Annotated in this window: 20 protein-coding genes; 4 read left to right on the top strand and 16 right to left on the bottom strand. The window is 35.2% G+C overall.

All coding sequences use genetic code 11. The annotated features are described in order from the left end of the window. The first annotated feature begins 25 nt into the window (after positions 1-25). Complete coding sequence (locus tag F9B76_RS08005; protein WP_159991646.1) at positions 26-556, top strand: hypothetical protein; 531 nt, start codon at positions 26-28, stop codon at positions 554-556. 129 nt (positions 557-685) lie between these two features. On the opposite strand, the gene F9B76_RS08000 is transcribed toward F9B76_RS08005, so the two are convergent. From F9B76_RS08000 to pdxA, 14 genes are all read right to left on the bottom strand, one after another. After that, positions 686-2,773, bottom strand: coding sequence for a peptidase domain-containing ABC transporter (locus tag F9B76_RS08000; RefSeq protein ID WP_159991645.1), 2,088 nt, complete (start codon positions 2,771-2,773; stop codon positions 686-688). Positions 2,774-2,778: 5 nt separating this feature from the next. Further along, positions 2,779-4,032, bottom strand: a complete 1,254-nt coding sequence (locus F9B76_RS07995; protein WP_201289301.1) for an HlyD family secretion protein — start codon at positions 4,030-4,032, stop codon at positions 2,779-2,781. A 52-nt stretch (positions 4,033-4,084) separates the two neighbouring features. Continuing rightward, positions 4,085-5,248: a cupin domain-containing protein gene (locus F9B76_RS07990; protein WP_159991644.1), complete on the bottom strand. Its 1,164-nt coding sequence runs from the start codon at positions 5,246-5,248 to the stop codon at positions 4,085-4,087. Positions 5,249-5,399: 151 nt separating this feature from the next. Beyond that, positions 5,400-5,627, bottom strand: a complete 228-nt coding sequence (locus F9B76_RS07985; protein WP_159991643.1) for a hypothetical protein — start codon at positions 5,625-5,627, stop codon at positions 5,400-5,402. Positions 5,628-5,648: 21 nt separating this feature from the next. Then, the gene (locus tag F9B76_RS07980) at positions 5,649-5,876 is read right to left on the bottom strand and encodes a hypothetical protein (RefSeq protein ID WP_159991642.1); all 228 of its coding nucleotides are present in this window, start codon (positions 5,874-5,876) and stop codon (positions 5,649-5,651) included. Further along, complete coding sequence (locus F9B76_RS07975; protein WP_159991641.1) at positions 5,846-6,022, bottom strand: hypothetical protein; 177 nt, start codon at positions 6,020-6,022, stop codon at positions 5,846-5,848. The genes F9B76_RS07980 and F9B76_RS07975 overlap by 31 nt, the downstream gene beginning before the upstream one ends. Positions 6,023-6,401: 379 nt before the next feature. Then, a complete protein-coding gene (locus F9B76_RS07970) occupies positions 6,402-6,629 on the bottom strand; it encodes a hypothetical protein (protein WP_159991640.1) in 228 nt (75 codons plus the stop codon). Between the two features lie 20 nt (positions 6,630-6,649). Then, positions 6,650-7,027 (bottom strand): hypothetical protein, encoded by a 378-nt coding sequence (locus tag F9B76_RS07965; RefSeq protein WP_159991639.1) that lies wholly within the window; start codon positions 7,025-7,027, stop codon positions 6,650-6,652. A gap of 666 nt (positions 7,028-7,693) precedes the next feature. Beyond that, entirely contained in the window at positions 7,694-7,921 is a 228-nt protein-coding gene (locus F9B76_RS07960; RefSeq protein WP_159991638.1) for a hypothetical protein, read from the bottom strand. A gap of 104 nt (positions 7,922-8,025) precedes the next feature. Beyond that, positions 8,026-8,253 (bottom strand): hypothetical protein, encoded by a 228-nt coding sequence (locus F9B76_RS07955; protein WP_159991637.1) that lies wholly within the window; start codon positions 8,251-8,253, stop codon positions 8,026-8,028. Between the two features lie 225 nt (positions 8,254-8,478). Next, the gene (locus tag F9B76_RS07950) at positions 8,479-8,892 is read right to left on the bottom strand and encodes a hypothetical protein (RefSeq protein WP_159991636.1); all 414 of its coding nucleotides are present in this window, start codon (positions 8,890-8,892) and stop codon (positions 8,479-8,481) included. 94 nt (positions 8,893-8,986) lie between these two features. Continuing rightward, positions 8,987-9,880, bottom strand: coding sequence for a glycosyltransferase family 2 protein (locus F9B76_RS07945; RefSeq protein WP_159991635.1), 894 nt, complete (start codon positions 9,878-9,880; stop codon positions 8,987-8,989). 162 nt (positions 9,881-10,042) lie between these two features. Then, positions 10,043-10,171 carry a hypothetical protein gene (locus F9B76_RS10445; protein WP_268895672.1) on the bottom strand — a complete coding sequence of 43 codons (129 nt, stop codon included), beginning with the start codon at positions 10,169-10,171 and terminating at the stop codon, positions 10,043-10,045. Between the two features lie 142 nt (positions 10,172-10,313). After that, positions 10,314-11,321 carry a 4-hydroxythreonine-4-phosphate dehydrogenase PdxA gene (gene pdxA / locus F9B76_RS07940; protein ID WP_423805506.1) on the bottom strand — a complete coding sequence of 336 codons (1,008 nt, stop codon included), beginning with the start codon at positions 11,319-11,321 and terminating at the stop codon, positions 10,314-10,316. Positions 11,322-11,823: 502 nt separating this feature from the next. On the opposite strand from pdxA, the gene uvrA reads away from it, so the two are divergent. Then, positions 11,824-17,505, top strand: a complete 5,682-nt coding sequence (uvrA, locus tag F9B76_RS07935) for an excinuclease ABC subunit UvrA (protein ID WP_159991634.1) — start codon at positions 11,824-11,826, stop codon at positions 17,503-17,505. Positions 17,506-17,871: 366 nt separating this feature from the next. Here the strand turns inward: uvrA and F9B76_RS07930 are convergent, their stop codons facing one another. Next, a complete protein-coding gene (locus F9B76_RS07930; RefSeq protein WP_423805515.1) occupies positions 17,872-18,675 on the bottom strand; it encodes a tRNA threonylcarbamoyladenosine dehydratase in 804 nt (267 codons plus the stop codon). A gap of 149 nt (positions 18,676-18,824) precedes the next feature. Between F9B76_RS07930 and F9B76_RS07925 the strand changes: the two genes are divergently transcribed. Continuing rightward, complete coding sequence (locus F9B76_RS07925; protein ID WP_159992159.1) at positions 18,825-19,388, top strand: gamma-glutamylcyclotransferase; 564 nt, start codon at positions 18,825-18,827, stop codon at positions 19,386-19,388. 2 nt (positions 19,389-19,390) lie between these two features. On the opposite strand, the gene F9B76_RS07920 is transcribed toward F9B76_RS07925, so the two are convergent. Beyond that, positions 19,391-20,245 carry a tetratricopeptide repeat protein gene (locus F9B76_RS07920; protein WP_159991632.1) on the bottom strand — a complete coding sequence of 285 codons (855 nt, stop codon included), beginning with the start codon at positions 20,243-20,245 and terminating at the stop codon, positions 19,391-19,393. Between the two features lie 203 nt (positions 20,246-20,448). Between F9B76_RS07920 and pdxH the strand changes: the two genes are divergently transcribed. Beyond that, positions 20,449-21,081, top strand: coding sequence for a pyridoxamine 5'-phosphate oxidase (gene pdxH, locus F9B76_RS07915; RefSeq protein ID WP_159991631.1), 633 nt, complete (start codon positions 20,449-20,451; stop codon positions 21,079-21,081). Positions 21,082-21,107 lie beyond the last annotated feature (26 nt).

Genomic DNA, 21,107 nt, shown 5'->3' with positions numbered 1-21,107 from the left:
TATTGCTTATTATGGTTGTAAAACAATGAACCAAACATTTACCAAAGAAGATATTGAACTCCTTTCTAAAACCGTTGAAGCACTCAGTGCTTATATGGGTAAACCTGTACTGGCTGAAATAGATGTAACCGAAGAGGGTTATGAATGGATTGCTTTTGGTACCCCATTAGAGGTTAATCAAGACGTTGATCCAGAAGCGGTTATTATGCAAATGGGAGGTCCCTCTGCCCGCCTAATTGGTGCGTCAGCCTTATTAGAAGACTTTAATCGTAGTATTTATAACTGTGAATTTCTTTGGGGGATCCAAGTTGGTGAACCCCCTCTCACCTATACACGTATTGACTACCAAGGCGAAGAAGTCGATTGGTCAGATGATATTAGCTTATTATTACCTTTTGGTATGACAGACACCGATTTAATAGAAGAAATGGCACTACAAGATAAGCTAGATGATTATGGTGAGTTTGACGATGATGATCTTGATGAGGATAACGCTGAAGAATCAGCTTCTCAGCCGAATAAGGGGACTTATTTAGGTAGGAAGATTTGGCATTAGAAGTATTAATGTGTGATAAACCCAATTACAGATAATAGGTGAAAATAATAAAGCATATTTCTAGGATAAAATATATTCTAAATTTAAAATAGAGAATACTATTAATTAAGGTAGTATTCTTTTCATTTATTAGGTTGGCAAATGAATAATTCTATCAACTGATTGTAAAGTAGATTCTCTATGAGCAATAATTATTCGTGTAATACTTAGATTTTTGATAGCTTTATTGATGATTTTTTCATTTTCTCTATCTAAATGACTAGTCGCTTCGTCCATAAAAATGACTTGGGGCTTCTTATAAATTGCTCTTGCAATAAATAAACGTTGTTGCTGTCCTCCAGATAAGTTACCACCTAACTCTGATAATATTGTTTCATACTGCATAGGCATTAACATAATTTCATCATGTATATTAGCTATCCTTGCACATTCTATTACCCAATTCATATCATATTCATCTTCAAAACCAGTAATATTTTCTAAAATAGTCCCAGAGAAGAATTTATCATTCTGTAGGACATAAGCGATATATTGACGGTAATTATTAACGCCTATTTGATGAATAATATCTTTCTCATTAAAATAAACTCCTCCTTTATTAGGAATTAATAATCCAGCCATTAATTTTAATAAAGTTGTTTTACCATAGCCTGAAGGTGCTACTATAGCTACGCTCTCTCCTGAATCAATCGTTAGATTAAGATTAGAAAATAGCTCTTTACCTAGTTGATCATATTGGAAGCATAAATTCCTTACTTCTATTTTACCTAATTGCCTACCTTCATTATTATCCACAATATATCTTAGATTATCCTTTTCAGTATCCTGTAATGCTATATCTGAAATTCTATCTAAGTGAAGAGATAACATTTTTAGACTGAAAATAATATTAATTAAACTCTCTATCCTTCCTGAAAAAGAACCTCTATATGCATTAAAAGCAATAAACATTCCTAATGTCATTTGATTCTCTATTACCAATAAAGCACCTAACCCTAGAACTAATATTTGTTCAAAAGTTTCAATAAAAGTATATATCCCTGAAAACATCATATCGAACTTAGCTATTCGTATAGATGTATTAAAAGTATCAGCATTTAGGGACATCCAATATTCTTCTCTTTTTTTATTTAATCCTAATTTTAAAGTAGTAATACCATATAAGCTTTCCATAAAATGAGAGCTAACTTTTGCCTGTTTAATGATCTGCTCTTCATTCAAGCGACGATAAGTAAAATAAGTAAATGCACGTAATAATAAGTAAAGAAAAGAAAAACCAAAAATAATCCAAGTTAGCCATCCACCATAAATAAGCATCATGGTAAATAAGCTAATAACCATAATGGTATTAATAATAAATGAGACCACACTACCTGTTAGCGTTTTTTGTATTGTTCGTAACGAAGCAAATCTTGATTGAATATCACCCACTCGTCTTTTTTCAAAAAAATCTAAAGGTAATTTTAGCAAATGAGAGAAAAAACTAGCTGTCCATTGAAAATCTATTAAATAATTCATTTTTAAAGATATCCAAGCCCGAAGCATACTCACACTACTACGAAAAAACATAAAGAAAAATAAACCTAGACAAACAACAAGCAATAAAGGTTTATCTTTTGCATGCATAATATGGTCAGTTACTAACTGCATTCCCATTGGCATAAGTAAGCCAATTAATTCAATTAATAATGACAAAGCAAAAATCTTTAACAATGAGGACTTTAAACCTACAATATTTTTAAATAATTCATAAAGATTTATTTTGTCTGATTTTATTGAATTCTTATTAAATTGTATATTTGCCCATATCTCAAGTGCTATCCCTGTAAAATGCATTGATAATTCATTTTTTGTTATTTTTCTTTTTCCAAATGCAGGGTCATGAATAGTAAAGGTATTTTTACTTGCTTTTACCAATACCACAAAATGATTAAAATCCCAATGTAATATACAAGGTAACTTTAATTGATAAAGCTCCTCTAAATTTAATGACACTGCCCTCGTCATAAAATTTAGTTGTTGAGCTATATCAATAAGATTTTTTAAATTCATACCTCTTGATAACGAAAAACCATATTGCCTTTTTAAATCAGATAAACTTAAATTATCCCCATAAAATCCTCTTACCATAGCTAAACAAGCTAATCCACATTCATTAATTTCTGATTGAAGAATAACAGGTACTTTTCTAAAAAAATCAAAACTTAATTTATGCATAGTAGTTATTCCATATTTTTTGTTAAATGGTGGATAGGCTTAAATATCCATTCATACAATTTACGGTTTTCTAAAAATAAAGTTACCTCTGCTTTCATACCATTAATAAACTGAAATTGTTTATCTTGATAGCGAACAATTTGATCATCAATTAAAACAATGACTTTGTATAATGAATTATTTGGATTTTCTAAAAGAGGAACATTTTTATATAAAGACAACTCTTGTGCAGTAGCTGGTAAGGTCGAAATAGATTCTATAACTCCCTTAAACTGCCCAAATTTCTCAAAAGGAAATGACTCATAACGAATACTTACCTTATCATTTTCTTTTACAAAAGGAATTGCACTATTAGGAACCCATATAATTAATTTATATTCACTATTCGTAGCAGGAATAATTTGTGCCAATGTATCAGACTCTCTAATCATTTGACCTTGTGTAACACTAACAGACTCTATCTTTCCTGCAGATGGCGAGTTAATAACTATTTCAGAAGATGCCTCTAGTTCCATTAACCGAATTTGTAAATTACTTTTTTGTACAGCATACTGAAGTATTTGATTATCAAAATCCATCTTTTTAGATTCTACATCATTAAGCAGATTAAGCTTTGTGGCATCTAGTTGCATCAGCTGTATCTGTAAATCACTTCCTGTATCCTTACTTTGGAAATATCGACTGACTTGCAATTGATATTCATCATTACTGATAATACCTTGCTTGAGTAACTGCCGATATTTATCAGCTAATTTCTGATGGCTAATCGCTGTTTTCTTGGTTTCCTCTAAGTAATTTTTAGTATCCTGATATACAGACCTATTATTGGCTAACTGTTGTTCCATATTTACAATCATTTGTTCTTTATTCTCTTTTAACAATGTAATTGTTTTTTCTATTTCTTCTATTTGATGCTGTAAAAATGCTATTGAATTACTATCAATATTACCTCTATCAGTCACCCGTTCTACTTTAATTTTAAATAGTGCCTGACCTTTCTGAACAGATTGGTTTACAGATACTATCACCTCAGAAATATATCCTGACTTGAGCGATGGCAATATAATTGCATGAGGATCTGTAACAATCTCACCTAATACGGCTTCTTTTCGAGTATAGCTACCAAAAATGAGATATAAAATAAAGAATATAATGAATGAAAAACTAACTGTACATATTACCCAAGCAGGTATTTTAGAGTCTAAAATTGCCCTACTTTTCCACTTACGATTATCTAAAGCTTCTTGTCTAAACAACATAAAATGATTAATAAATAATAAGTAAAATCAATAAGACAATTTTATGAATAAATTAACTCTGTATTTTTAAAATACCTAAGTATGAAAGACTCCAAAGTAAATCCAAAATACTTTGTTTATCCTCTTCATTCTCTATCGAATTAAGCAAATCAGGTAATGCAATACTTGATGGCTGTTGTAAGTGTTCTAAAATAGGTTTAAATTTTTCATCAATAGCAATACCATACCCATTCGCAATAATCTTTTGGTATTTATCATGCCAATGATTTTTACTGATAAACCCTATCTTTGTATCTTCTGACAATGAAGTATTTTTATGATTGGCAAATATTTCAAGATTTAACGGAGATTCTATTCTTTTTGAATCATAAAACTCCTCTAAGAATCTCATATAGTTTGCTCTATCCTTTATGCTATCACTTGTTACTTTCGCTAATTCCTCAAGCAACACTTCATCTTGAGCAAAAGAGTGTAATGATTTTCTTGCTACCTCATTATCTACTACTTTTTTAGTAATCCAGTTTAAATAATTATTTGCATAAGGAGGAAATATACCAATTGCCAAATGGACAGTCTCTTCTCCTACAGGAATAGGATCATGCCACCACCCACGAGGTAAGTATAAGACATCACCTTCTTCTAGCATAATATCCATATAAACCTCTGAAGTATCACACTGATATAAAGGCATTTCTTTACTTTTATGCATATAGAGCGGATTAGGAAAAGTAGGCTTATAGATTAACCATCTTTTTCTACCTTTCATCTGTATCGCAAAAATATCTCGACTATCCCAATGATTTTTAAAAGAACGTTCTGAATTAAAAGCAATATACAGGCTGGCAAAAGTATGACATCCTAAAAAAGATGATATCTCTTGGCAAAATATATCTAGGTGAGGTTCATTTACAATACCATTAGCGACTAAAGTTGCCCCTGCACGCATAAAGTTATACAAGGATTCTTGATGAAACTTATATCGAATAGTTCCTAAATCATCATATTGCTCTAGGTACGCTTCTTTAGCGAGCTTATTCCCTTGGTACATCAGCTTAATTTTACTCTCAGAAATAAGATTACATCTTGGTAGTATTTCATTGATATGTTTCCAAGAAAGTAAATTCTCCTTTTTAACTGCATTCTTTATCAAAAAGGGTTTTTGCTCAAAATACTCTTCCCTAAACTGCTTAACCGATACAGGAATGTTAATTAACATTTATTCCTCCCTTTAATTATTGATAGATAACACTGTTGAAAATACCTACTACAAACAGAATACGTATATCCCAGCTAACAACTATCCTGAAATAAGCAACTTCGCAAGATTTCTTCATAATTGATAAAATTAACCGTCAATAACTTTTCTATCAAAATAAGTGAAATTTTTCATTTAAGAGTTGTACAAAAAATAAAATAATAATAACGACAACTCCTGATATAGAATCTCTAAGTTGAAAATCTCCTTCATCTCCATATAACCAAAACATTATCTTTTTTGTAATAAAACTTGTTAACATAGCAGGAATAACAGCAGCAATAACAATAAACTTTAAATATTTAAAACTAAAAATAACAGAGAAAAAATCCACTAACATACTTTCCCCCCAATCTTATATCTAGCAATAATCACACCCATCTCCCTCTCCATGCTCAGGTTTATTAGATGTATCATTATTTTGGAATGTACCCTTTAAAACACTTTCAGTATAACTTCCAAAAAAAACACCGAATGCACCAGAAACTACACCTCCTAATTGATAAATTCCGGAGACAGTTCCTCCTAATGCACCACTAAGCATCGCAGTACTTAATTCTATGGGATCTTTCTTTCCAGAACTTCCCATATAAGACCCTGCACCTGCCAATGCACCTGTACCAGCAGCAACTCCAATACCTCCACCACCTCCTCCTGCAGGTCCCCCACACCCGCACTTAAAGGAATCAATCCACCCACAACTAATTGATACTCATCTATTCTTAGTTCTCTCATAAAGCCTCCTAAAATAAGCTATTAACTATACTAAAAACTACACAAAATAAAAATATAATAAATTATTGCAAATAATTTTTATTTGCAATAATTATTAATTTTTATAAATAATTTGTGAATAAGCATAAACCCTAGTAGTTTAATTTTATAAGTTAGAATCAAAAAAGTTTTTTACTAAAAATACTCTTCTCTAAACTGCTTAACCGATACAGGAATGTTAATTAACATTTATTCCTCCCATTAATTATTGATAGATAACACTGTTGAAAATACCTACTACAAACAGAATGCGTATATCCCAACTAACAACCATCCTGAAATAAGCAACTTCGCAAGATTTCTTCATAATTGATAAAATTAACCGTCAATAACTTTTCTATCAAAATAAGTGAAATTTTTCATTTAAGAGTTGTACAAAAAATAAAATAATAATAACGACAACTCCTGATATAGAATCTCTAAGTTGAAAATCTCCTTCATCTCCATATAACCAAAACATTATCTTTTTTGTAATAAAACTTGTTAACATAACAGGAATAACAGCGGCAATAACAATAAATTTTAAATATTTAAAACTAAAAATAGCAAAGAAAAAATCCACTAACATACTTTCCCCCAATCTTATATCTAGCAATAATCACACCCATCTCCCTCTCCATGCTCAGGTTTATTAGATGTATTATTATTTTGGAACATCCCTTTTAAAATACTGTCAGCATAACCTCCCACAAAACCTCCTACTGCACCTGCACCTACAGTCCCAAATGATTGAGAAATACCAGCAATAGCTCCCCCTAACGCACCACTAAGCATCGCAGTACTTAATTCTATGGGATCTTTCTTTCCTGAACCCCCCATATAAGATCCTGCACCTGTAAATGCACCTATACCAGCCGAAATTCCAATACCTCCACCACCTCCTCCTGCAGGTCCCCCACCACCCGCACTTAAAGGAATCAATCCACCCACAACTAATTGATACTCATCTATTCTTAGTTCTCTCATAAAGCCTCCTAAAATAAGCTATTAACTATACTAAAAACTACACAAAATAAAAATATAATAAATTATTGCAAATAATTTTTATTTGTATAATTATTAATTTTTATAAATAATTTGTGAATAAGTATAAACCCTAGTAGTTTAATTTTATAAGTTAGAATCAAAAAAGTTTTTTACTAAAAATACTCTTCTCTAAACTGCTTAACCGATACAGGAATGTTAATTAACATTTATTCCTCCCTTTAATACTGATAAATAAAACACTTAAAGTTACAAAATATTTATATTTTATATAAATGGTTATTTATAATAATAATTTATATAAAATCTACTAACTAGCTGATATTATTGTATTTACTATTATTTTTACTTAATCAAAAAATGAAGAGTTCTATTAAATGAAAAGTTCTATTAATAAAATGGGCACATAATATAACAATAAAAAATATAAAGATTCCTAAAACTTCCTTAACTTCTTTATTATCTTCACTTCCATATAATTTAAACATTATTCCTCTGGTAATTATTCGAGTTATAACAGCTAGAATAATAAAGACCATAACTCGTTTAAAATATTCAAAACTAAATATAATAGTGAATAAATCATTTAACATTTTTCATCCTTATCTCTAGCAATAACTACATCCATCGCCTTTGCTATACTTGATATTAAAAAAAAGGAAATACATCTTTAATCAAATGGAATTTTTTACTTAATCCATGAAAGCCTCCTAATACCAATCCACATAGCACCATCTCCATAAATTTTCTCCCTCTTACTCTTATATCTATATCCGATTTACTACCATATAATATAAAACTTACTCCTCTAACAACAAAAATCGTCAAAACTATCGGTATAATAAAACCAATAACTAAATTCTTTAAATATTCCATACTAAAAATATCCAATAAAGGCTTTCTTCTAAAATAACCTACTATCTTGTTACATTCATATAATCTAATAATTCATATACTTACCTTATAATATTCATCTATTTTTAACTAAAAACAGAATCTTTTGTTAAAAAGATAGACAAAACCACCATTAAAGGAAAAATAAATAACACTAAATTTTCATGTATTTTTTTATTATTTTCTTCTCCATACCGTAAAATCATTATTCCCTTTATAATAATACGAGTTATAAAAGCAGGAAGAAAAACACAAAGGAAGAGAAATTTAATATTTTCAATAAGATATAAACTATATTCAATTTCTTGCCCCATATTTAACCCTCCCATGTAATATTTCGTTAATGAAAATAATTCTCATTATAATTATTTTTTAATGTTTTGTAAATAAAAGAAACCAATTAATACTAAATTATTTTTATAAATATGACAAATGAATTCTCTTTAAAAGAAAGTAAAACAGAATTCTATTTGATTAACCCTAAATTAATATTTGTATAGTCCTGCGCTTTCTTCCTCCTTTACGGTCAAAAAATATTTTTATTGATAAAGCAGATAGAATTTTCTAGTAATAACAGTACTTACCGACACTGTTATAAAAAGCAGTACAAAAAATAATACCCTTCCCTTTTGTGAGTCGATATACTCTTTATCCAGATTTGACACCATAAACCCTAGTATAGATTTATGAAGAATAATAGTTACTATTACGGATAAACTTACAATAATAAAACCCCGCCTCATAGACTCTACATTAGAATCTAAAAAAGATATACCTACTAGCACAACTATACCAATAGCCATAAACAGTAAATCTGTACTCTTTTGATCTTCTCTATCTATACACAGAAAAGCAATAATTTTGTCACCTACCATTCTTATTAGAAAAAGTGGAATAATAAGATACAGCACGAAAGCCTTAATCAATACTAATACTATTTCTATACCCACCATAAGTTCTCCTTTATATAAATAAAAATGATAATTATTAACTACATTTAAATCTTTGTAAATAAAAGAACCCTATCGAGTAATATAACAAGTAACACTACTTATACAAGAAATAAGCAACAGGCGCAGTCATACCCACCAATAATTTGGCTTGCCAATGTGTCAGTTGGGCTTGAGGAGGAATAGTATCCCCTCTTTTCTTTAAGATACGCACAAAGCGGTTATAACGAATAGCCGCCTTAATAAATTCTTTAGGTTGATAGCGAAACCAAGGCAAGCAATCATTTACCATATCTTTAGCAAGTAATAACAAACCCAGCGCATGCTTTTCCACATTAATATTCCCCTCATGAGAAAGAGAATCTCCACTCTCAAAATAAATACGGTAAATATGATTAATAAATAATGTCTTATACCCTGCTCTAGCAATGGCTCTCCAAACAAGACTTTCAGGTACAAAACCTTGTATATCTTCTGGGAAAGGAAATTGTCGTAAAACGGCTGTATGCAAGCACCCAAATTTCTCACCCCTTACTTTATATTTAAAATACATATCCAATGAGCTTAGTGTCATTTTATCTTGTGGATACTCATCACCGACTACTTCACCTGTAGGTCTTGCACAAAGCCCTGTAATGCCAATGTAGTTCTCTTTATTCTCTAGTGATAACCATATTGACCACATATGCTTTAAGGCATCATGGCACATGGTATCGTCACTATCTAAGGCAACAAGTAATACCCCTTTTGCCTCTCGCACGCCATGATTAAAAGCAACTTTTTTATGTTGGTTCTCTTGCCAAACATAGCGAATCTTTATTTTTTGTTCCTTTATCCAAGATTCCACCAGTGATTTCGTATGATCGGTAGAACCATCATCCACAATCAACCACTCAAAATCCTTAAAATCTTGAGCTAATAAACTCTCATAAACACGAGGCAAAGTCGTTGCCCGATTAAAAGTAGGTGTCATCACCGTAAAGGGTAGCATATTCAGTCCAATCGAGATAAAAGCAAGCGATATTTATAGTAGCATAAGATTAAAAGTATATAAAACAAAGGCAAAAAGCCAAGAATCACAAGGAATCTTGGCTTTCAATTCTACTAACAACATTGTCAATACAATGTGTTATCGACTAGATGCTAAACCCAATTATACGCGTTTAACTTTTTCTAGCATTTTAAATGTACCCTTTGGAGAGCCTACAAACAAACGTTTGAAAGATTTGCTTAAACAACGGCGCTCTAGAGTATTACGGCGATTGCGTTTAACTTCTGCCATTTTCTTCTCCGAACATCAGACTAAGTAATCCTCTAGTTTAGCCTATTTTTAAAAGAAAAGGATATTTTCTGATACTTTACACCGAAATATGTTGTTTTATCGCCTATTGAGTACAAAATAATCGCTTATGGTGAAACAAACACTAGGCACTTCCCAGCATTTTTACCGCTAACATAAAGGCTTCTCGCAAAGAAGATTCATCCGCCATACCTTTACCCGCAATATCAAATGCCGTCCCATGATCCACACTAGTCCGAATAAAAGGAAGTCCTACCGTTACATTTACACCAGAATCAACCCCCAAATACTTCACGGGAATTAAACCCTGATCATGATACTGTGCCACTACAATATCAAACTCACCTTGTCTGGCTCGCATAAAAATAGTATCTCCCGGGTATGGCCCACTGACTAAAATTCCCTCTGCTTGTAGCGCTTCAATGGTCGGTTTAATGACTTCTATCTCTTCTCGTCCAAAACGTCCTTCTTCCCCTGCATGTGGGTTTAAGCCAGCAACGGCAATCCGCCCTTGTACTAAACCTAATTGCTGACAAGCTTTGTGTGCCAAACGAATTGCTATCGCTTCATTTTCAGGGGTAATATAGTGGGGGACATCAGCCAATGCCATATGAATCGTTACCAGAATAACCCGGATTTCATCATTTAAGAGCATCATACCCACATGATCCACACCAGCTCGATACGCTAAGATTTCAGTATGACCGGGAAAATGATATCCAGCTAATTTTAAAGATACTTTATGTAAAGGGGCTGTTACGATAGCATCAATTTCACCACTCAAGGCATGATCAATCGCTTTATTTAAGAAAGCATAGCTTGCTTCCCCCCCTTCACGGCTTGTTTGCCCTAATACAAAATCTTGTCCTAAATCGATACCTGCATTTATTAAGGGAATAATAAACTGTTCTGAAGCATCTAATAATACAGCACTTGCTTCCTCTGGCGATTGGCAGTGATAAATAAATGGACAGGGTAAACCTGAAAATGCCGCCGCACGATAAAGACTCTGTTCATCACCATACACGACAAAAGGAACAGAAACGCCCTTATACAGTAACTTTACAATTAGCTCTGGACCAATCCCTGCCGGATCACCCATCGTAATACCAAGTAATCTTTTATGCATCATTTTCCCCTTATCCATTGGTCAATATAGTCTATCACTATAGTGATACTTTTGTTATAACACTTTTATAAAATGGCTATTTATTCACTCAAAATTAGGATATATATTTTAAATAGCACTATAAATTTTTCTATTATTCAAATAAAAGTATATAAAGAAAACCCACTCACTCTAATCAATACTATTGATAAAAAACACAACGTAATAGCCATTAATCAAACAAATTTTGTCAGTAGCACAAAAAACAACCAGAGAAACAACATTATTTATAAAGCGTTTTCTTCATAAAATGATCTGTTTAATTTTAAAATTTATATTTAAACTATTTATAATAATTTTCTTAACTACTCTTTATATACTCAATAATAATATACACCCAAACAATTTGTAACGATTACACATAAAATTTCTCTTTAATATCCCTCATTATCTCCCATATATTCTTTATCTATAAATTACCCATCTGTTAAAATAACCCTTTACTTTCACCTTATCAATACGCATTATGTCAGATCATCAAATTCGACTCTTCGGCGCAAAACAAAATAGTCTAAAAAACCTTAATGTTGCTTTTAATACGGGTGAAATAACCGTTATTACTGGTGTCTCAGGGTCAGGAAAAAGCTCCTTAGCCTTTGATACACTCTATGCAGAAGGTCAGCGTAAATATGTAGAAACATTCTCCCCCTATGCTAGACAGTTTCTAGATCGGATGGATAAGCCCAATGTGGATCATATTGATGGTATTCTTCCAGCAATTGCTATTGACCAAACCAACCCTGTCCGCAACTCTCGTAGTTCGGTAGGGACAATGACCGAATTAAATGATCATCTCAAACTATTATTTGCCCGTACCGCTAAACTCTACTGCCGACAATGTGCACAAGAAGTAAAGCACGACAACAGTGAGACCATTTACACACAACTTAAAACATTAAGTCAAGCCGCAGGAGACCCCCGTCTTATTCTGACATTTGCTATTCGTATCCCTAATAATTACACCGAAGAAGAAGTTAAAAGTTTTTTAGAGCAACAAGGTTATACACGCATTCATGATGAACAGATTCATACTGTAACAACCTCTACCGCTAAGAAAAAAAATGAAGAAAGTTTCCGTGAACTCTATGTTGTACAAGATCGCTTCCGCTTTAGCAAGGCAGAAAAAACACGCGTAACAGAAGCTATTGAAGCAGCGTTTCTTTACGGACAAGGCAAACTCCGTATCTATGCCCTTAATGATGAGGGGGGCAATGCTTATCAATGGAACTTTAGCCAACATCTACATTGTGCTAAATGTGATATTTCCTATTCAGAAGCACTTCCTAGCACCTTTTCCTTTAATTCACCATTAGGTGCTTGTGAGGCTTGCCGAGGTTTTGGACGCACAATGGGGATTGATTACGGTTTAGTTGTCCCTGATGAAAATAAAACACTAGCAGAGGGTGCTATTAAACCTTGGCAAACACCCACCTATGCCGAATGCCAAGATGAACTGATGAAATATGCTAAAAAAGCAGGTATTCGTACCAATATTCCATGGAAAAACTTAACAGAAGCTGAAAAACATTGGATTATCCAAGGGGATGAAGACTTTGTGGATAGCAAGCAAGGTTGGAAAACCCAGTGGTATGGGGTAGCTCGTTTTTTTGACTACTTAGAAAGTAAATCCTACAAAATGCATATCCGTGTGATGCTCTCTAAGTATCGGAGTTATCAGCCTTGTGAAACCTGCCATGGTTCTCGTTTAAAACCAGAAGCCAACCTCTGGCGAATTGGCACACAAACAGCAGAAAGACAAGCAAATTATACTCGCTTTATGCCAGTCGGTACGGCATGGACACCAGAGCAACTAGATGCTTTACCCGGGCTATGTATCCATGACTTAATGAGATTACCCATTGCGAATATTCAACAATTCTTTAACGAAGAGGATTTTGGCGAAGATAGCACCATTGAACTTGTCTTAACAGAAATTCGTACACGTTTAAACTACCTTAATGATGTAGGACTCTCTTATCTCAGTCTTGATCGTCAAAGTCGCACCCTGTCTGGCGGAGAGGTTCAACGAATTAATCTCACAACCGCCTTAGGAACATCCTTAACCAATACACTTTTTGTGTTAGATGAGCCCTCTATCGGTTTACACCCTCATGATATGGACAGAATTGTGCAAGTCATGAAACGCTTACGTCAAGCAGGTAATACCTTAGTAGTCGTTGAGCATGACCCACAAGTGATGGTTGCTGCTGACCGTATTCTTGATATGGGCCCTGGCCCCGGTGAACGTGGCGGAGAAATTGTTTTTGATGGAACACCCGAACAATTACGCCAAGCCAATACATTAACAGGACAATACTTAGGTGGACGGTTACGGGTTGAATCTCCCCTTCCTATGAAAGTGCTACCCAATACACCCAAACTAATATTGGAAGGAGCAAAAGAACATAACCTCAAAAATATTAATGTTGCCTTTCCGCTCAATCGTCTTGTCTGCGTAACAGGTGTATCAGGATCAGGTAAATCAACACTTATCCAAGATGTGTTATATCCAGCCTTACTCAAACATTTCAGCAAACCCACCGAATCACCTGGTGCATACCGGCAACTATTAGGTGCAGAGCAAATCGCTGATGTGATTATGGTCGATCAAACACCTATTGGCAAAACAACTCGTTCTAACCCTGCAAGTTATGTCGGTGCATTTGATACAATTCGTCAACTATTTGCACAAGCACCACTTGCCAGAGAAAGAGGCTATACTGCGGGAACATTTAGCTTTAATAGTGGTGATGGACGTTGCCCCACCTGTAGTGGAACAGGCTTTGAACACGTTGAAATGCAATTCCTTTCTGATGTGTATTTACGTTGTCCTGATTGTGATGGAAAACGCTTTAGACCTGAAATATTAGAGGTTAAACTAGAACACCTTGGTCATTCTGCCTCTATTGCTGATGTATTAGCTATGACAGTCAGTGAGGCACTGGATTTCTTTAAAGGATTAAAAGAAATTAAACGTAAATTACAACCTCTCATTGATGTCGGTTTAGAATACGTTAGCCTTGGTCAGCCTGTTCCTACCCTATCTGGAGGGGAAGCACAACGGTTAAAATTAGCAGGGCATTTAGTAGAAGCAGAAAAACTTAGTGCTAAAGCCAAGACCCTTGCTTATAAAGGTAATCTTTTCTTATTTGATGAACCTACTACTGGTTTACATTTTGATGATGTGGCACGTTTAATGCGAGCCTTCCGTAAGCTATTGGAAGCAGGGCATTCTCTTATTATTATTGAGCATAATATTGATGTTATTCGTGCCGCAGATTGGATTATTGATCTTGGCCCAGAGGGCGGTGAAAACGGTGGGATGATTGTTGCCGAAGGAACACCGATTGATTTAAGTCACCATCCTCAATCCCTCACAGGCGTTGCGCTTAAAAATTACGAAAAAGAGATTGTTATTCATACCAAAGCATATTTATCTGATCAAACAATTTCTTATCAAATACAGCATAATCAGCCTAAAGAGATAGAAATTCTTAATGCAAGAGAACATAATCTTAAAAATATTTCTGTGAATATCCCTCATCAGAAATTTACGGTCATTACGGGTGTATCAGGTTCAGGTAAATCTACCTTAGCCTTTGATATTTTATTTAATGAAGGACAACGCCGTTATTTAGAATCACTTAATGCGTATGCAAGAGCCGTTGTACAACCTGCAGGTAAACCGGATGTTGATGCCATTTACGGTATTGCACCTACTGTAGCGATAGAGCAAAGAACCAGTCGTGGCGGTCGAAAATCAACCGTTGGAACAATGACTGAGATTCACCATTTTTTACGTCTCCTCTACGTTAAACTTGGTACACAATATTGCCCTAATTGTAATGTCCCTGTTGTTCCCTCTAGCAAAGAACAAATCCTTGCACATATTATGCATGACTATAAGAGTGAACGTATTATTTTACTTGCACCACTGGTTACTGCACGTAAGGGGTATTACACGGATCTCGCTAAATGGGCTGAAAAAGCAGGCTACACACATTTACGGGTAGATGGTGAGTTTATTCCTGTATCTCCTTGGCCTCGTCTTGATAGGTACAAGGAACATACCATTGAATTACCGGTACTCGATACAATGGTTTCACCACAGCAAGAAAAAACACTTATTCAAGGGATAGCTCTTAGCCTACAACATGGTGAGGGGGTAATGAGTATCTTACATCAACTCCTCAAAAAAGCCTCTTTTACCGAGCTTTATGGCGAACAACGGCATTTTTCTAGTAAGCGTGTTTGCCCCTCTTGTCATACCAGTTACCCTGAACCTGATCCACGTTTATTTTCTTATAACTCTAAACATGGTTGGTGTACGAGTTGTTTTGGTACAGGTTTAACCATTGCAGGATTTGATGCAGAACAAACCGGGGAAGAAAACGCTTGGTTACAACATGAAGAAAACGGAGAATATCTAGGTACTTGTGTATCATGCCAAGGCACTCGTCTTAATCCTGTAGCTCGTGCCGTTCGTTGGCAAGATAAATCCATTACCGATATTAGCCAATTCTCTGTACAAGAGGCTCAAGATTTCTTCATGCATGTTCAGCTTGATAAAAGAGAAACAGAGATTGCTCGGGATATTCTGGTAGAAATCAAAAATCGTTTACGTTTTATGCAATCTGTAGGGTTAAATTACTTAACACTAGACCGTTCATCACCCACCTTATCGGGAGGAGAGGCTCAGCGTATTCGCCTTGCCGCTCAACTGGGTTCTAATTTACAAGGGGTTTGCTATATTCTAGATGAACCTACTATTGGTTTACACCCTAGGGATAATCGTATTCTCTTAGAAGCACTTAGCAAACTAGAAGGTAACGGTAATACCTTAGTGGTGGTTGAACATGATGAAGATACTATCCGTAAGGCAGAGCATATTATTGATATAGGCCCCGGTGCTGGTGTCAGAGGTGGGACGGTTGTTGCTCAAGGAAGTTATGAAGATATTATTAATAATCCTCAATCACTCACGGGTAAATTCTTAGCACACCCTATTCAACACCCCATTAAACCAAGACGGGAAATAACGGATGATCAAGCATGGATTCAAATTAAAGGGGCTAATTTACATAATTTACAACAAGTGGATGCACAGATTCCTTTAGGGAAACTCAGTGTCATTACAGGGGTTTCTGGGTCTGGTAAGTCTAGCTTAGCAAGAGATGTTCTGCTCCATAACCTTAAACAAGTTGTGGGTAGTAAAGACAAACCATCATGGACTGGTTGTCAAAAAATAGTCGGATGGGAACAGATTGACCGAGTATTAGAGGTCGATCAAACCCCGATTGGAAAAACACCTCGCTCTTGCCCTGCTACCTATATTGGTTTTTGGGATGATGTTCGTCAACAGTTTGCACAAACACAAGAAGCCAAAATCCGCGGATGGACAGCCTCTCGTTTTTCATTTAACACAGGGGCTGGTCGATGCCCTGTTTGTGAAGGACAAGGTATGCGGACGGTAGAAATGAGTTTCTTACCTGATATTAAAGTACCATGTGAAGCCTGCCATGGCAATCGCTTTAACCCCGACACCCTAAATGTACGTCTTCGTGAAAAAACAGTGGGCGAAGTGCTTCGTATGGAAATTGATGATGCTATCCCTTATTTTGCAGCCCATCCTAAAGTATTACGCCCATTACAACTCATGCAAGATGTTGGCTTAGGTTATCTCACCCTAGGACAAGCCTCTCCTACCCTATCAGGAGGTGAAGCACAGCGTATTAAACTCGTTTCAGAACTTGTAAAAGCACGTTTAGATACAGGTGTGATAAAAACAGGACGAGCCTCTCGTCAGCCTCATACCCTCTATGTTTTAGACGAACCAACAGTGGGTTTATCAATGGCAGACGTAGAGAAACTCATCCATGTTCTTCACCGCCTTGTGGATACCGGCAATACCGTTGTTGTTATTGAACATAACCTTGATATTATGGCAGAAGCAGATTGGATTCTTGATATGGGACCAGAAGGCGGCACTGGTGGTGGACAATTAGTTGCTAGTGGTAGCCCAGAAACACTAATTAAACAGAAAAAACACTCCCATACAGGGGCTGTTTTAGCTGAGTTTATGCAGAATAGTCATCAAGTAACTACTACAAAGAAACCAGCAAGAAAAGCGAAAAAAGATAAGGCATAATTTGCCTCATATTTATCGCTTATTATCATCCTTGGTAATAAGCGATAATTTTTTATAATAAGGAAAAATAAACTTTACCAAAAGCATGGAGAAATAATGATTGACAAAGCGAGTTTTGCGAGCATAGCGAACAACTGCGACTCAACATTGTTTGCAGTGCTTTTATAAATACCGTTTTATTGCTAAAAATAAGCTTCTAATCCTATTTTTATCAAGTAAAAATAAATTACATCAAAAGCACGGAAAAATAATGAATGACAAAGCGAGTTTTGCGAGCATAGCGAGCAACTGCGACTCAACATTATTTGCAGTGCTTTTATAAATACCGTTTTATTGCTAAAAAATAAACACCTAACTCAACAATGCTTACGCTACTTTTTGCAATAAAGCCTCTATTGCCAAATTAGCTGCCGCTAATCCCATACTTGCCGTAATCGTCACACTTGACCCATACCCTGCACATGATAGCCCTTGCGGTGCTTTATCAGGACTAGCCCACAAGGTAGGAAGCTGAGCCACCTGATCATACCAAATACAAGACACCCCCATCTTAGGCGGTTTCTTCAAAGCACGTCCCTTTTGATCCGATCCTTTAGGATACTGATAGTCTTTTCGTAAAATCTGACGAATACGCCCTAATAACTGATCATTTTTTACAAAAGCCAAATCGGTATAACGCAGACTAAACACATCCATCTTTCCCCCTGCACCACCGCACATTAAAAAGGGAATATTCACTTCTTTAGCCGCCAATAACATCGCTACCTTTGCCTTAACCTGATCCGTACAATCTAAGACCATATCAGGCTTATATTGATTTAAATATAAACCAATATTATCTTCTTCTACAAAATCATCAATAATATTTACCGTACAGAATGGATTAATATCCAGAATACGTTCCTTCATCGCTTCAATCTTTGCCTTACCTATCGTACTACCCAAAGCATGTACCTGACGATTAATATTTGATTCAGCGATATGATCCAAATCCACTAATGTTAATGTACCCACACCAGATCGAGCCAAGGCTTCTGCCACCCATGATCCAACCCCGCCAATACCTGCAATAAAAATATGCGATTGAGCAAGTTGTTTTGTTGCTTTTTCACCATATAATCTTTCTAAACTACTAAAGCGGCGGGCGATTAATTCTTTTGTATTTTCCATCATCTACAGAATTGACTATAATATGCCCTTATTGTATCAGCTTTATTTTGAAAATTATCGTGTCACCTTATCAAACCTCCGCTATCCAAAAAGCTCAAAAGCATTTACTCACCTTTCGTACATGGACAGAAGAAGAGCGAGAAACCTCCATGTTTGATACACTTAGTGCGTTAGAAGAACAAAAGGATATTTGGATATTTGGCTATGGTTCATTAATTTGGCGACCAGAATTTGCTTTTGAAGAAGCAAGACCTGCTACCTTACACGGCTATAGCCGGTCATTATGTTTATGGTCATGTATTAATAGAGGCACACCAGAACAACCCGGTTTAGTCTTCGGGCTTAAATCCGGGGGAATATGTGAGGGACGTGTATTCAGACTACCTAATGAAGATATAGTGGGACAATTCCGTGCCTTATGGAAACGAGAAATGCCATCAGAATCCTATATTCCTATGTGGTTAGACTGTCAAACACCAGAGGGGATTGTTAAAGCACTTGTTTTTGTCATGGATACCCAAAGCTGTGCTTATACTGGTGAACTCAGCGAAGAAGAAATGATTGCTATTGCCCTTACGGCAAGTGGTACTTATGGCCCATGTCATGAATATGTTACCCAAACTGCCGAAGCACTAACCGCAGCAGGTATTAAAGATGAGGGGCTTACTCAGCTTAGCCAAAAAATTAAAGCAAGGCTAGCGACAGGGGCATAGTATTAAAGCGTATCTTTTATATCACATGCCTTTTGTCGCCCATTTTCACAAGACTTATTAATCCATTTTTTAGCAAGAGTAAGATTTTTCTCTGTTCCCTTACCCTCTTTATATAGCATACCTAAATGCAATTGGGCTTCAGCATGATTTTGTTCTGCGGCAGCCTGAAACCATTTAATCGCTTCTGTATAATCAGGTTTAACGATATCACCATCTTCATAAACAGTCCCTAATAAAAACTGAGCTTCTGTATATCCTTGCTCCGCAGCTGATTTAACCCATTTAAGTACTTCCTCATTATTTTTTTCAACACCATTACCTCTTGCATATAAACGGGCTAATTTTAGTTTAGCCTCAGCATAACCTTGATCGGCAGCTGCTTTATACCATATCGCTGCTGCCGTATAATTTTGAAAACCCCATTTACTTTCATCATACATAAGACCGACTTGATATTGTGCATATTTATTTCCTTGTTTAGCCGCTGCTCGATACCATCTTAATGCTTCTTGATAATCTTTAGGTACCCCTACTCCTCCTTTATATAGTTCTCCTAATCTTATTTGTGCAGGTACACTCCCTTTATCCGCCGCAGCTTTATACCATTTTAATCCTTCTTCATAATTTGGCTCTACACCCGCCCCTATAAACAATATTGTTCCCACATAAAATTGGGCCTCTACATTCCCTTGCTCTGCTAATGGTTGAAGAATAGTGAATGCTTTACTATAGTTTTCTTGATCAAGATACTGCTCTGCTTGCTTCATATCTGCTTGTGTATCAGCAAAAAGTTGAGTAGGCATAAGCAATACAGTGAAACTTATCAAGAGGGTTTTCAGTAATTTATTTGAACACATGATAAATCCTGGAAAAATAAGGAATACTTTTTATGATATAAACATTTCCCTACTATAATAAAACAAAACCTCTTATGATGCTTATTAATATATAAACAATTATTGTTTCTCCCTACCCATTAAAAATAAAATAAGCTAATAACTAGCATCCTTTCTTTTTTAGGCTTATACTCTTATTACTAGATTTTTGAGAGGTATTTGTTATGTCCATTGCTGATTTACGTCAAAATTATGACAAAGATATTCTATTAGAGACCAGTATTGATCCCAATCCCTTTGTGCAATTTCAACGCTGGTTTGACCAAGCCGCCAAAGAGGGTGGATTAGAGCCAAATGCAATGACTGTTTCTACTGTGAATACGCAAGGGAAACCAAGCTCTCGTATTTGCCTATTAAAAGACTTTGATGAAAACGGATTTGTTTTTTTTACAAACTATGAGTCTGCCAAGGGACAGAATATTGCTCAAAACCCTTATGTGAGTTTATTGTTTTTTTGGATGGTTCAACAACGTCAAGTACATATTATTGGACGTGCAGAAAAGATTTCTGAATCGGAATCTACCGCTTACTTCAAGTCAAGACCCTTAGGATCACAAATTGGGGCATGGGCATCAAAACAAAGCCAAGAAATAAGCCGAGAAGAATTAGAAACACGCTACCAACAATATGAAAAACAATTTGCTCAAGATGTTCCCAAACCCGATAATTGGGGAGGCTATCGTGTTGTACCTGAAAGTATTGAGTTCTGGCAAGGTCGCCCTTCTCGTCTTCATGATCGTCTTAAATTTATCCGCCAATCGAATGGTGAATGGCATCTTGTACGTTTATCACCTTAATAGATTAATACTGTTTCTACCTAATA

This window comes from Pelistega ratti (assembly GCF_009833965.1).
GTDB classification, from domain to species: domain Bacteria; phylum Pseudomonadota; class Gammaproteobacteria; order Burkholderiales; family Burkholderiaceae_B; genus Taylorella; species Taylorella ratti.
Note: the sequence above shows the minus strand (reverse complement) of the source record. Positions and strands in the feature narration are given on the sequence as shown.